This is a genomic window from Rhodococcus sp. A14, assembly GCF_011603105.1.
GTDB classification, from domain to species: Bacteria; Actinomycetota; Actinomycetes; order Mycobacteriales; family Mycobacteriaceae; genus Rhodococcus_F; species Rhodococcus_F opacus.
The window spans coordinates 14713-28260 of the sequence record NZ_JAAOQS010000017.1; the positions used below are offsets into that span (position 1 = coordinate 14713).

A 13548-nucleotide genomic window follows, 5' to 3' on the forward strand; every position below is an offset into this window, starting at 1 on the left:
CCATGAAGCGCGAACGTAATCCCGTACAGGTGGGAATCATCGGTGTCGCCATCGCGAGCATGATCGTGATCGCCACCCTGCAATATGATCAGCTGCAATTCCTTTCGGGCGGAACGCAGTACTCCGCCTACTTCGAGGACGCGGGTGGGCTGATGACCGGCGACACGGTGACGCTCGCCGGCGTCGACGTGGGGAAGGTCGCCGAGGTCGAACTCGACGGTCAGCACGTGCTCGTCACGTTCACGATCCAGGACGGCGTCGCCCTCGGCGACGCCACCGAAGCGAACATCAAGACGAACACCGTTCTCGGACGCAAGTCTCTGGCCGTCACCCCGCTCGGGTACGACACGATGCCGGTGGGCTCGACGATTCCGTTGGAGCGCACCAACTCTCCGTACTCTCTCAACGACGCGCTCGGCGATCTGTCGAACACCGTCTCCGAACTCGACACCGACGAGGTCAACAACGCGTTGAACGCGATGTCCGGCGCTCTCGAGAACACACCGCCCGAGTTGCGCACCGCACTGGACGGCCTGTCCCGCCTGTCGGAGAGCATCAATTCGCGGGACGAGACGCTGCGACAGCTGCTCTCGCGTGCCGAGAACGTGACGGGAATCCTCGCCGAGCGCAGCGGGCAGATCAACTCGCTGATCGTCGACGGGAACCAGCTGTTCGGCGAGCTCGACCGTCGCCGCACGGCGATCAGCCAGCTGATCGTGAACATCTCCGCGGTGTCCCGGCAGCTCACGGGACTGGTCCAGGACAACGAGGAGCAGATGAAACCGACGCTCGACAAGCTGAACTCGGTGGTCGACGTCCTGCAGCGGAACAAGGACAACATCTCGCAGGCTCTCGACGGCCTCGCGCCGTACGCCACTCAGCTCGGCGAGTCGGTCGGTAGCGGCCCGTTCTTCATGGCGTACGTCTACAACATCGGCATCGGCAACCTGTTCCAGGGGCTCAGCGACGCGGTGACGTGGCCGGAGCATCTCCCCAACGACCTCCAGGCCTACCTGCAGACAGGTCCGTCCATCGAGCTGAGGGAACCGCCGCGATGACGACGAACCCGGAAATCACCAACACGCGGAAGAAGTGGCTGATCCGCGGCGGCGTCGCGGCGGTCGTGGTGGTGCTGATCGTCGGCGCCGCAGTGATGTTCGTGCCCAAACTCTTCCAGAACACGATCACCGCGTACTTCCCGGCGACCACCGGGCTGTATTCGGGCGACGACGTCCGCGTCCTCGGTGTGAAGGTGGGGACGATCGATTCGATCGAGCCCGGCGCCGACTTCGCGCGGGTCACGATGAACGTGAAGAAGAGCGTCGAGATTCCGGCCGACGCGAAGGCCGTCATCGTCGCACCCAGCCTGGTGTCGGGACGGTTCGTCCAGCTCACACCCGTGTACGCGGGTGGGCCGACGATGGGCGACGGTGCGAGCATCCCCGTGGAGCGCACCGCCGTCCCGGTGGAGTGGGACGAGATCAAGACCGAGCTGAACAAGCTGTCGGAGGCGCTCGGACCGCAGGGCGCCGACCCGCAAGGCTCGCTCGGCACGTTCATCGATACCGCGGCCGACAACCTCGACGGCAACGGAGAGTCGTTGCGGAACACGCTGCGGGAACTGTCGGAGACCATGCGGACCCTGTCCGACGGCCGGACCGACCTGTTCTCCACCATCCGCAACCTGCAGACGTTCGTGGCGGCTCTCTCGTCGAGCAACGAGCAGATCGTCCAGTTCGAGGGCAGGCTCGCGTCCGTGTCGAACATGCTTGCCACCAACTCCGACGAACTCGGAACCGCCCTGAACGATCTCGACCTCGCACTCGGCGACGTCAACCGGTTCGTCGTGGAGAACCGGGCAAGTCTCAGCGAACAGGTCGGCCGCCTGGCCGACGCCACCCAGGTGCTCGCCGACAAGAGGCCGCAGATCGAGCAGGTGCTCCACGTCGCGCCCACGGCGCTGGCCAACTTCAGCAACATCTACAAGCCGGCGCAGGGTTCACTGGTCGGTGCGGTCGCAATGGCGAACTTCGGGAACCCTGTGAACTTCATGTGCGGTGCCATCCAGAGCCTGCAGGCCAACGAGGCGAACCGGAGCGCGGACCTGTGCACCCAGTACCTGTCGCCGGTCCTGAACTCGCTGACGGCGAACTACCTGCCCATACTCACCAACCCGACGACGGGTGTGAACGCCTTCCCCGACCAGATCGAATTCACCCCGCCGAGTCTCGAGGCCTCCGTACCTCCGCGGTCCGCGCCGCCGATGACCGGGACCCTCGCCGGGATGCCGACCGTCGCCGTGCCCAAGGACCTGAACGATCTGCTGCAGCCGGGAGGTGGGCGATGACGAAGCACACACGGGTGCGTCGCGGCGCCATCGCGGCCGTGGCGATCACGTTGTCCTTCACCCTGACCGGGTGCGAGTGGGAAGGGCTGAACTCGCTTCCGCTGCCGGGCACCGAGGGGCAGGGCGACGACGCCTACACGGTCGAGATCCAGATGCCCAATGTCACGACGCTGTCGCAGAACTCGCCAGTCCGCGTGAACGACGTGACGGTGGGTTCGGTGACGGGCATCGACGTGCAGGACTGGCACGCACTGGTCACCGTCTCGATCAACGGCGACGTCCAACTGCCTGCCAACGCGACCGCCAAGATCGGCCAGACCAGCCTCCTCGGCTCGCAGCACCTCGAACTGGCTCCGCCGACCGACACCGAGCCCGAGGGCAGGCTCGAGAACGGCGACGTGATCCCCATCGAGCGGGCGGGCGCCTACCCGACCACCGAGCAGACGTTGTCGTCACTGTCGGTGGTACTCAACGGTGGCGGCATCGCCCAGATCCACGACATCACCCAGGAACTCAACGCCGCACTGGGCGGCCGGGAGGACTCGATCCGGGATCTTCTCCCGCAGCTCGACCAGCTCGTCACGAGCCTGGATCAGCAGCGCGGAGACATCATCGGCGCGATGGAGGGACTCGACCGGCTGGCGGGCACCGTCAACGAGCAGAAGGCCACCCTGGACGCGGCGCTGGACGGCATCCCGCCCGCGCTGGAAGTGCTCGTCACCCAACGGCAGAACCTCACCACCGCGCTGGTCGAGGTGGGCAAGCTCAGCGACACCGCTTCCCGTCTCGTGGAGAACAGCGGCGAGGAACTGAAAGCGAACCTGGCAAACCTGACACCGGTGCTGCGTGAACTCGCCAACTCGGGTAGCGCGCTGACCGAGGTGCTGACCCTGATGCTCACGTACCCCTTCCCGATGAAGACGATGGACAAGGCGATTCAGGGTGACTACGCGAACCTCATGATGACGATCGACATGACCAACGAACGCGTCGACAGCAACTTCCTGACCGGCACCGGCCTCGGCGGATCGCTCGGCGGCGTCGAGGGCGCCGTGGGATCGCTCGCCGGGGTGGCCGGGCAGTCGGGCGATCCGCTGCAGGCACCCCTGCAGCCGGCTCCGAAACCGGCACCCGCACCCCCGGTGATTCCGGGGCTTCCGCAGATACCAGGACTGCCGCAGATACCGGGCCTTCCGCCGCAACTGGGAGGGGCGCCGACACCATGAGAATGACGAGATTCGTTCGCATTCAGCTGATCATCTTCTCGATTCTCACCGTCATCGGGCTCGTGGTGATGTCGATCCAGTACGTGAAGGTGCCGGTGCTGTTCGGCGTCGGGCGCTACGAGGTGAGTGTCCGACTGCCGTCCACCGGTGGGCTCTACTCGCACGCCAATGTCGCCTATCGCGGCACCAACATCGGTGTCGTCGAGACCGTGACGCTCACCGGCGACGGTGTGGAAGCGAAGATGTCGCTCGACAGCGACTACAAGATTCCGGCCGACGTCGACGCGGCAGTCAAGAGCGTGTCGGCGGTCGGCGAGCAGTACGTCGATCTGATCCCCCGGGACGGCGCCGCCGAGGCCGACGGCCCGTACCTCGCGAACGGCGACGTGATCCCGTTGGATCGTGCCACCATTCCGCAGGACGTCGGCGAGATGCTCGACCAGGCGGACGAACTGCTCGCGAGTATTTCGGACACCAGGTTGCAGACGGTGATCGACGAGGCGTTCACGGCGTTCAACGGGTCGGGCCCCGACCTGCAGCGGCTCATCGACTCGGCCCGGTTGTTCGTGGAGGAAGCCGACGCGAACAGCGACGCGACGAAGGCCCTGATCGACCAGGTCGGCCCACTGCTCGACACCCAGACGGTCAGCAGCGACGCCATCCGGTCGTGGACCCAGGACCTGGTGACGTTCACCGACCAGTTGCGGGCGAGCGACCCGAGCCTGCGGTCGGTGCTGGAAAAGGGCCCGGGAACGGCGCAGGAGGCCACCCAGCTGTTCCAGGACCTGCAGCCGACACTGCCGATTCTGCTGCGGAACCTGGTGAGCGTCGGCCAGGTCGGGGTGATCTACAACAAGAGCATCGAGCAGGTTCTGGTCATCTACCCGCCCCTGACCGCGGCGCTCGTGACGGCGGCGACAGGCGGGCCGGTGGAGGACGGCGCGATCGTCGACTTCGCGCTGCAACTGCACGACCCGCCGGCCTGCACGACGGGATTCCTGCCCCCGGAGCAACGCCGGTCGGGAGATCAGACCGACCCGATCGCGACACCGAACGACCTGTACTGCAAGGCCGCTCCGGACGACCCGGCCGTGGTGCGTGGCGCGCGGAACCTGCCGTGCATGGAGTTCCCGGGACGTCGCGCGCCGACGGTCGAGGCGTGCCGCGAGGGCTGGGAGGCGTCGGGCAACAACCCGCCGTACGGGCCGATCATGCCGCCGGATGTACCCTCGTACACAGCCGTTCCGAGTTCCTACGAAGGCGCCGCGGGTGCACCGGTCGCGGCCGTGCCCTACGACCCGGCCACCGGTAGCTTCATTGGTTCGGATGGAAAGACGTACACCCAACCGGATCTGGCGGTGCAGGGAAAGGACTCGACGTGGCAGACGATGATGACAGGTCAGCAGATTTGAGTTCCAGCACAGACGAGCGCGCAACCGACTCCGCGGAGCAGGCGACCGAGCAGACGGCCGCGGCGAAGGACCGGAGTAGGCGAAGGGCAGTCCGGCACGCCGGCCCGCCGGTGGGGGAGACCGCGGCGCCGAAGCCGGTGGTCCTCGCCAAGCAGGCAGACGCGAAAGCCGAGCCCGAGTCGGAGAAGGTCTCGACGACGAAGGCGGCATCCCAGGACGCTCCGGCGCTCGGCGCACCGAAGCAGCGTCGTCCCCTGAAGTCGTTGCTCGCGTGGGGCGTTACCGCGGTCGTCATCGTCGCACTGGTCGTCGCGGCGGTGATGCTGCTGCTCGACCGACAGTCCGCACGGGAACGGGACGATCGCCGTCAGGCCTTCGTCGACACGGCCCGGCAGACGGTGCTCAACCTGACGACCATCCATCCCGGGACCGCGAAGGAAGACGTCGACCGGATCATCGCCGGCGCGTCGGGTCAGTTCCTCGAAGAGTTCCAGGGCCGTGAGGATCCGTTCGTCGGCGTCGTGCAGGACGCGAATGTGACCACCGAGGGCCAGGTCATCGAGGCCGGCGTCGAGAACGGGAGCGAGACCTCGATCTCGGCGAACGTTCTGGTGGCCGCCCGGACGATGGTGAGCAGCAAGGAGCAACCGGAACCCTCACCGCGCGACTTCCGGATGCGAGTGACGGTCAGCGACGTCGACGGCAAGTTGACCGCATCGAAGGTGGAGTTCGTCCCATGAGCGACAACAACGAAGACAAGCGAAAGTTCGCCGTCACCAAGCAGGCAGCGCTGAAGATCGCGGCCGCGGTCGTGGTGGTTGCGCTCGCCGTCGGAGTGGGCTTCCTCTGGTACGGCCACCGGCAGGATCAACTCTCGGAGCAGGCGCGCATCGACGCCGTCGACGCCGCGGGCAAGCAGGCGGTCGCGATGCTGGCGTACGACTTCGCCGACGTCGACAACCAGTTGGCTGCTGCCGCAGACGGACTCACCGGCTCGTTCCGCGACGACTACACCACACTCGTGCAGGAGACCATCGCGCCGGGCGCCAAGGAGAAGCAACTCACCGTGCAGGTGTCGGTACAGGCCGCCGCGCCCGTGTCGACCACACCCGACGAGGCGGTGGTCCTGCTGTACCTCAACCAGACGACGACGAGCGCCGACGCTCCCGACGCCCGAACGTCGGGCAGCCGCGTGCGGGTGTCGCTGCAGAAGGTCGACGACCGCTGGCTCGTCGATCAGTTGACCCCGGTGTAGCGGTGCCGGACCCCACGCCGACCGTAGCGGAACTGCTTGATGCCGTTGGGCGTTCACCGTCCGCGGTCGCGGCGCACGACCGAGCCGCGTGGGTCGGGCTGTTCTCGGACGGCGCCCGGGTCAACGACCCGGTGGGCTCGCGGCCACACGTCGGCACGGCAGCGATCGAACGGTTCTACGACACGTTCATCGCCCCCAATTCGATCACGTTCCATGTGACGCGGGACGTGGTGTGCGGGATGTCGGTGGTCCGAGACCTCGACCTGGAGACCCGGATGTCGACGGGAGTGGTGCTGACGGTGCCGATGCACCTGCGCTACGACCTCGTGGTGGAGTCGGGTGTCGTGGCCGTCGACGGGTTGTATGCGCACTGGGAACTGCCCGTGATGATCGCCCAATTAGCCAGGGCGGGGTGGCGGGGCGCGGCGGCGTCGGTGAAGCTGGCGCCGCAACTACTCTCGAATCAGGGCGTACTCGGTGTAACGGGTTTCATGCGAGGGCTGCGAACCGTCGGACGTCCGGGTAGGAACGCCGCCACCGGATTTCTGGTGGCCGTCCGCAGTCAGGACACGGCCGCGATGTCGGAGAGGCTCGCTCCCGGTGCGGTTCTCGAGCTGTCGCCGGGTACCCCGCTCTCTCGCGCTCAGTTCGCGGGAAGTCTCCGTGAACTGCAGTGGAGCAAGATGATCGTGGCGGGGCGCACCGTGACGGCATCCGTGCGCGTGGCCGCGTGGGAGGGTGTGGCCCTCCTGGAGTTCGCGCACCGCTCCCATGAGATCTCGCGAGTGCGGATGTTCGTCGAGGCGGTCACCCCCTTCACAAAATGAAACAAGTTCTAGTACTGTCGGGGTCTCCTGGCCGATTGTCGACGCACGACGTTGCGTGGCGGGGCCACAACCGAACGGGGAGTCGTCGATGAAGGTTGCAGTAACCGGCGCCGCGGGATTCGTGGGCAACAATCTGCTGAATCTGTTGGTCGAGGCGGGGCACGAGGTGACCGCAATCGACCGCGTGCGTTCCCGGTACGCACCCGAATACGGGGTCACGTGGGTGAACGCCGACGTGCTCGACGTCGAATCCATGAAGCGGGCGCTGGACGGCGCCGAGGTGGTCTACCACCTGGTCGCGATGATCACCCTCGCCCAGAAGGACGATCTGGCCTGGACCGTCAACACCAAGGGCGTCCGGACCGTCGCCGAAGCCGCTCTCGCAGTGGGTGTTCGGCGGATGGTGCATTGCAGTTCCGTGCACTCCTTCGATCAGAGCAGTTGCGGCGGGACGCTCGACGAGAACTCGCCCCGGTCCGTCGACGCGTCGATCCCGGTGTACGACAGGTCCAAATGGGCGGGCGAGATCGAACTCCGCGAGGTGGTCGAGGCCGGGCTCGACGCGGTGATCTGCAATCCCACCGGGGTGTACGGGCCCGTCGACTATGGACTGTCGCGGGTGAACGCGTTGCTGCGCAACGCCGCTCGCGGCCGCGTTCCCGCGGCGGTGCAGGGCGGGTTCGACTTCGTCGACGTCCGCGACGTCGCCGCCGGACTGATCGCAGCCGGGGAGAAGGGCCGGACCGGTGAGAACTATCTGATCTCTGGGCACATGCTCGGCATGCACGATGCCGTGAGGAGGGCTGCGCGTGCGGCGGGTCGTCGGGGGCCGCTGTACTCGTTCCCACTCAGTGTCATCGAACGCGTGCTGCCGATCGCCGAACCGATCGGGACCCGGTTCGGCTCCGACGTGCTGTCGCGGTCGGCGATGGCGGCGCTGCTCGCGGCGCCCGTCATCGACGGCACCAAGGCGCGGTCCGAACTCGGCTACGTTCCGCGTCCCGCCGACGAGACGATCCGCGACTTCGTCGCCTTCCTGGTGACGTCCGGTCAGCTGAGCCGGGGCGGTCAGTTCTCCCCGGTCGCGTCCTCGTTGTAGTCGGACTCGGAAGCCTCGGCGGGAGCGATCAGTGCCGGGCCGGCGGCGCCGCCGTGAGCGAGGGCGTCGAGGAAGGACCTGGCCCACCGGTCGACGTCGTGTGCGAGGACCTGCCTGCGCAGGGCCCGCATGTGGCGTCGGCCGTCCTCCTTCGGCTGGTTCAGGGCCTGCTCCATCGCGTCCTTGACGCTGTCGAGATCGTGCGGATTGCACAGGAACGCCTGACGGAGTTCGGCGGCCGCGCCGGTGAACTCGCTGAGCAGCAGCGCACCGCCGAGATCACTGCGGCACGCCACGTACTCCTTGGCGACGAGGTTCATGCCGTCTCGCAGCGGAGTCACCAGCATCACGTCGGCGGCGACGAAGAAGGCGATCAGCTCCTCGCGGGGGATCGGCCGGTGCAGGTAGTGCACCACCGGCCGGCCGACCTCGCTGTACTCGCCGTTGATCCGCGACACCTTGCGTTCGATGTCGTCGCGCATCTGCACGTAGCTGTCGACCCGCTCGCGGCTCGGCGTGGCCAGCTGCACCATCACCGTGTCGGCGGGATCGATGCGCTGCTCGTCGAGCAGTTCGTGCAGCGCGGCGAGGCGGACGTCGATGCCCTTCGTGTAATCGAGGCGGTCGACGCCGAGCATGATGTGCTTGGGATTGCCCAGTTCCTTGCGGATCTTCTTGGCGCGGTCCCGGATCGACTTGGACCGGGACTGCTCGTCCAACTGCCCCGAATCGATGGAGATCGGAAACGCGCCGACGCGCACCGTGCGGAACCCCACCTGCACGACGCCCAACTTGGAGCGGACGCCCACGTTGCCGCGGGACGTCTGCTGACCGGCGAGTTTGCGGGCCAGGTACAGGAAGTTCTGGGCACCGCCCGGGAGGTGGAACCCGATCAGGTCGGCGCCGAGCAGGCCCTCGATGATCTCGGTGCGCCACGGCATCTGCATGAACAGTTCCACCGGCGGGAACGGAATGTGCAGGAAGAACCCGATGGTGAGGTCGGGGCGGAGCATGCGCAGCATCTTCGGAACGAGCTGCAGCTGATAGTCCTGGATCCACACCGTGGCGCCGTGTGCGGCCGCCTTCGACGTGGCCTCCGCGAAGCGCCGGTTGACCTCGACGTACGCGTTCCACCAGTCGCGGTTGTACTCGGGCTTGACGATGACGTCGTGGTAGAGCGGCCAGAGGGTGGCGTTGGAGAAGCCCTCGTAGTAGTCGGCGATCTCCGCGGCGCTCAGCGGAACGGGGTAGAGCTCGAGATCGTCCTCGACGACGGGATCGAGCTCGGCGTCCGCGACCCCCGCCCAGCCGACCCATGCGCCCTTGTTGCGGCGCAGGATCGGCTCGAGCGCGGTGACGAGGCCACCGGGGCTGCGCTTCCAGCGCGTGGTGCCGTCCGGAAGGCGTTCGAGGTCGACGGGGAGTCGGTTCGCGACGACGACGAAGTCGGCTTGCCCGGACACAGGATCAGAAGTCGAGCGTGATGACGATGCTGACGATTCCGAACTGGCAGCCACGGGCTTCCTTCGCAGTCGAAGTGGACGAAATTCTCAGTCGAGCTTGCTGGTGGGTCCGATTCCGAGCATGGAGAGCAGCATCCTGCACTCGTCGGCATCTTCGGCGTATGCAGCGACAACGCGCTGCGCCTGGCGGGCGGTCTCGTCGGCTAGGGGTTCGAGATCCTCGTCCGCGATGTCGTTTTCGGCGGTCGTCTTCGCGGCCATCTTTGTCCTCTCGGGCTTGCTGCTGCGTCACGCGCAGTAGTTCGTATCGGCGACTCTATGAGAACCGGGCATGTCAACGCTAGTTGCCCATCGATTAAGGTTCATCTAGTTAGGGTCTGCTTACTTGGTTGGTGGGTGGGTGGGGAAGCGTCGGCGTTGGGAGTTACGCGCGTGAAGACTGGTGGCACCGCAATTCTGCGTCGCACGCTGGTGCGGAATCGTGTTCGGCTGGGGATCGGCACCGTGCTCGTCTGCCTGCATCAGGTGGCGGAGACGCTGGTCCCGATCTCGATCGGCGTGATCGTCGACCGGGCCGTCGCGACCGGGGACGTGTTCGCTCTCGCGGTGTGGCTGTGCGCCCTGGCGCTGCTGTTCCTGGTGCTCACCGCGGCGTGGCGTTTCGGTGCCCGGTTCATCGTCGTGGCGATGCAGAACGAGGCGCACCAGCTGCGGATGGAGGTGGCGCACCGCATCCTCGACCCGCGGGGAGTGCGCACCGACCTGCGTGCCGGTGAGCTGCTGTCCGTGTCGACGTCGGACGCCGACCGTGCGGCCTGGATCGCGGACATCACACCGCGGGCCGCGGCGGCCCTCACCGCGGCGATCGGATCCGCCGTCGCCCTCCTGCTGATCGACGTGCCGCTCGGACTCGCCGTTCTGATCGGCACCCCCGTTTTCCTCGGTCTCCTCCAGCTCGCGGCGCCGCTGATCACCCGCCGGGCCACCGATCAGCAGGCCGCCGTCGCGCGGGCCTCGGCCATGGCCACCGACCTCGTCAGCGGGCTCCGCCCCCTGCGCGGGATCGGCGCCGAGGTGTCGGCGTCGCGGCGATACCGGACGGCCAGCCGCGAGGCGCTCGGCGCCACCCTGCACACGGCGAAGAGTTCCGCCGTGTTCGCCGGGGCGTCGATGACCGTCAGCGCCCTCCTCGCCGTCGGTGTCGCGGGTGTCGCAGGCTGGTTCGCCCTCGAGGGGCGCATCACCATCGGCGAGCTGATCACCGTCGTCGGACTGTCCCAGTTCTTCATCGAACCGCTCGGCGTCCTGGCCGGTCTGCCCGGGTTCCTCGCCCTCGCCCGCGCGTCGGCGGACCGCCTCGCCCTGGTCCTCGATGCGGAACCTCTGCTGCCCGCCGGGTCGGGCCGGACACTCGACGGCAGCGAGCTCAGCCTGACCGGGGTGTCCTACCGGTCCCTGAACGCGGTGGACCTCCGGGTCACCCCCGGCGAACTGCTCGGCATCGTCGCGTACCGCCCGCAGGACGCGGAGGCGCTGGCCGCGCTGCTGTCCGGGCAGGTTCCGCCCGACCGGTACGACGGCGAACTGACGGTGGGCGGAGTGCAGCTGTCGGACGCGGATCTCGCGCAGGCCCGCCGGGCGCTGCTCGTCGAACCGCACAACGGCGACCTGTTCTCCGGAACCGTCGCGTCGAACGTGACCGCAGGCAGGTCCGGCGCGACGGCGTCCGAGGTGCAGGCGGCGCTGACCGCGTCCGCGGCGGTGGACGTCGTCGAAGCACACCCCGAGGGACTCGACCACGAGGTCGCCGACCGCGGGTCCTCGCTGTCGGGGGGTCAGCGGCAGCGGGTCGCCCTCGCACGTGCACTGGTGGCGCAGTCGCCGGTGATGGTGCTGCACGATCCGACGACCGCCGTGGACGCGGTCACCGAACACACGATCGCGGGCGGCATCGCGGACCTGCGGCATCGCGCCTCCGCCGGCAGCCAGACGACGATCCTCATCACGAGCAGCCCCGCGCTGCTGTCCGTGACCGACCGCGTCGTCGTCCTCGACGACGGAACGGTGGTCGGCGAGGGCACACACTCGCAATTGGCGACCGAGAACGCGAACTACCGTCAGGCGGTCTTGCGATGAGTGAACTGCTGCCCATCGCGAACGCCCGCGACACGTGGGCGTGGCTGAAGTCCGAACTGGGACACCGCCGCGGCCGGAGCGTCGTCACCATGCTGGTCGCCGCCGTCGCGGCGGGCATGGCGTTGGTTCCCGTCTACGTCTTCGGCGTCCTCGTCGACCGGGTGCAGGACGGTGCGCCGCCGTCCACCATCGGGTGGGTGGTCGCGGTGATCGCGTCCGCCGCGGTGATCGGCGGCGTGTGTGCCGGGTTAGCGTCGTTCCTGATCCGCAGCCTCGGCGAGGGAATCCTGGCGGATCTGCGCGAACGCACCGTCGACCGGGCGCTCCGGCTGCCGATCCAGACGGTCGAACGCGTCGGCAAGGGCGACCTGCTGTCGCGGGTCGGCGACGACGTCGCGGTGATCGGCAAGGCCGTCACCGACGTGGTCCCCAACCTCGTCACGGCGATCCTGCTGGTGGTGCTCAGCATGGTCACGATGCTCGGCATCGACTGGCGGCTCGGGCTCGCAGGCATGGTGGCGCTGCCGATGTACGCGCTGGCGATGCGCTGGTACCTGCCGCGGTCCGCGCCGGTGTACGCCGCCGAGCGTGTCGCGATGGGGGAGCGTTCGCAGGCCCTGATCAGCAGCATGCAGGGCGCCCGGACGGTGCGCGCCTACGGTCTGGAAGACAGCCATCTGGCGCAGATCAACGGTGCGTCGGAGAAGGCCCGCGACCTGTCCGTCGGCGTCTTCGCACTGTTCACCCGGTTCGCGGGGCGCGGCAACCGGGCCGAGTTCGTGGGGCTCGCCACCATCCTCGCCGCCGGATTCGCGCTGGTGAACGCGGACATCGTCACCGTCGGGCAGACCACCACCGCGGCACTGCTCTTCCATCGGTTGTTCAATCCGATCGGCATGCTGATGTACACGTTCGACGAGGTGCAGTCGGCGGGAGCGAGCCTGGCACGGCTCGTCGGCGTCGTCGACCTCGACGACGAGTCGGGCACCGGAACCGCCACCGGCCGGGAGTCCGCGGATTCGACGCTCGAACTCACCGACGTCCGGCACACCTACGACGGCAGCCACGAGGTGGTGCACGGCATCAGTCTGCACGTGCAGTCCGGGGAACGCGTTGCCCTCGTCGGGTCGACCGGAGCAGGCAAGACGACGGTCGCGGCGATCGCGGCCGGCTCGATCGTCCCGACGTCCGGCTCGGTGCGCATCGGCGGCGCCGCGCTGCCGGACCTGGAGCCGGGTGGTCTCCGCCGCCGGGTCGCCATCGTCAGCCAGGAAGTCCACGTGTTCGCCGGACCGCTGATCGACGACCTTCGGCTCGGCGCACCCGACGCCTCCGAGGAGGACGCGGCGATGGCACTGAAAGCCGTCGGCGCCGACGGCTGGGTGAACGCACTGGACGACGGCGTCCAGACCGTGGTCGGGGAGGGCGGCCACGAGCTGACCGCCGCCCAGGCGCAGCAATTGGCTCTGGCGCGACTGGTCCTCGCGAACCCGGCGGTCGCGATCCTGGACGAGGCGACGGCCGAAGCAGGCAGCGCGGGTGCGCGGGAACTCGAGGCGTCGGCCGAGGCGGCGACCCGTGGTCGCACGACGCTGGTGGTGGCCCACCGGTTGACGCAGGCGGCCGCCGCCGATCGGGTCGTCGTCCTCGAACACGGCCGGATCGTCGAGCAGGGGCCGCACGCCGATCTCGTCGCGACCGGCGGCCGATACGCCGAACTCTGGTCGGCGTGGGAGGGTCGGTAGGGCGTTCCGCCCCGTGCGCCTTTCTGGTGGCTCCCGCT

At 68.0% G+C, this 13548-nt stretch carries 12 protein-coding genes; 10 read left to right on the forward strand and 2 right to left on the reverse strand.

The genetic code is table 11. The annotated features are described in order from the left end of the window. Window positions 1-2 precede the first annotated feature (2 nt). The 8 genes from G9373_RS11975 to G9373_RS12010 all read left to right on the forward strand — a co-directional run bounded on the left by G9373_RS11975 (window position 3) and on the right by G9373_RS12010 (window position 8166). Window positions 3-1058: an MCE family protein gene (locus G9373_RS11975; protein ID WP_007300936.1), complete on the forward strand. Its 1056-nt coding sequence runs from the start codon at window positions 3-5 to the stop codon at window positions 1056-1058. Then, a complete protein-coding gene (locus tag G9373_RS11980; protein ID WP_005262885.1) occupies window positions 1055-2347 on the forward strand; it encodes an MCE family protein in 1293 nt (430 codons plus the stop codon). Before G9373_RS11975 ends, G9373_RS11980 begins: the two co-directional genes overlap by 4 nt. Next, on the forward strand, window positions 2344-3573 hold the full coding sequence (locus G9373_RS11985) for an MCE family protein (RefSeq protein ID WP_120659717.1): 1230 nt from the start codon (window positions 2344-2346) through the stop codon (window positions 3571-3573). Before G9373_RS11980 ends, G9373_RS11985 begins: the two co-directional genes overlap by 4 nt. Then, window positions 3570-4985, forward strand: a complete 1416-nt coding sequence (locus G9373_RS11990) for an MlaD family protein (protein ID WP_133986084.1) — start codon at window positions 3570-3572, stop codon at window positions 4983-4985. Before G9373_RS11985 ends, G9373_RS11990 begins: the two co-directional genes overlap by 4 nt. After that, a complete protein-coding gene (locus G9373_RS11995) occupies window positions 4982-5725 on the forward strand; it encodes a hypothetical protein (RefSeq protein WP_054245867.1) in 744 nt (247 codons plus the stop codon). The genes G9373_RS11990 and G9373_RS11995 overlap by 4 nt, the downstream gene beginning before the upstream one ends. Further along, the gene (locus G9373_RS12000; protein ID WP_005262880.1) at window positions 5722-6240 is read left to right on the forward strand and encodes a hypothetical protein; all 519 of its coding nucleotides are present in this window, start codon (window positions 5722-5724) and stop codon (window positions 6238-6240) included. Before G9373_RS11995 ends, G9373_RS12000 begins: the two co-directional genes overlap by 4 nt. 2 nt (window positions 6241-6242) lie before the next feature. Continuing rightward, the gene (locus G9373_RS12005) at window positions 6243-7067 is read left to right on the forward strand and encodes a nuclear transport factor 2 family protein (protein WP_005562669.1); all 825 of its coding nucleotides are present in this window, start codon (window positions 6243-6245) and stop codon (window positions 7065-7067) included. Between the two features lie 88 nt (window positions 7068-7155). After that, window positions 7156-8166 carry an NAD-dependent epimerase/dehydratase family protein gene (locus tag G9373_RS12010; protein WP_005562670.1) on the forward strand — a complete coding sequence of 337 codons (1011 nt, stop codon included), beginning with the start codon at window positions 7156-7158 and terminating at the stop codon, window positions 8164-8166. On the opposite strand, the gene G9373_RS12015 is transcribed toward G9373_RS12010, so the two are convergent. Together G9373_RS12015 and G9373_RS12020 are read right to left on the reverse strand one after the other, a co-directional pair. After that, window positions 8136-9683, reverse strand: coding sequence for a trehalose-6-phosphate synthase (locus tag G9373_RS12015; protein ID WP_043787817.1), 1548 nt, complete (start codon window positions 9681-9683; stop codon window positions 8136-8138). The genes G9373_RS12010 and G9373_RS12015 overlap by 31 nt on opposite strands. Before the next feature lie 33 nt (window positions 9684-9716). Continuing rightward, complete coding sequence (locus tag G9373_RS12020) at window positions 9717-9890, reverse strand: hypothetical protein (protein WP_005262874.1); 174 nt, start codon at window positions 9888-9890, stop codon at window positions 9717-9719. A gap of 171 nt (window positions 9891-10061) precedes the next feature. Here G9373_RS12020 and G9373_RS12025 point away from each other — a divergent pair, with 171 nt between their 5' ends. Further along, window positions 10062-11765, forward strand: coding sequence for an ABC transporter ATP-binding protein (locus G9373_RS12025; protein ID WP_133986085.1), 1704 nt, complete (start codon window positions 10062-10064; stop codon window positions 11763-11765). After that, window positions 11762-13510 (forward strand): ABC transporter ATP-binding protein, encoded by a 1749-nt coding sequence (locus G9373_RS12030; protein WP_133986086.1) that lies wholly within the window; start codon window positions 11762-11764, stop codon window positions 13508-13510. Before G9373_RS12025 ends, G9373_RS12030 begins: the two co-directional genes overlap by 4 nt. The last annotated feature ends 38 nt before the right edge of the window (window positions 13511-13548 follow it).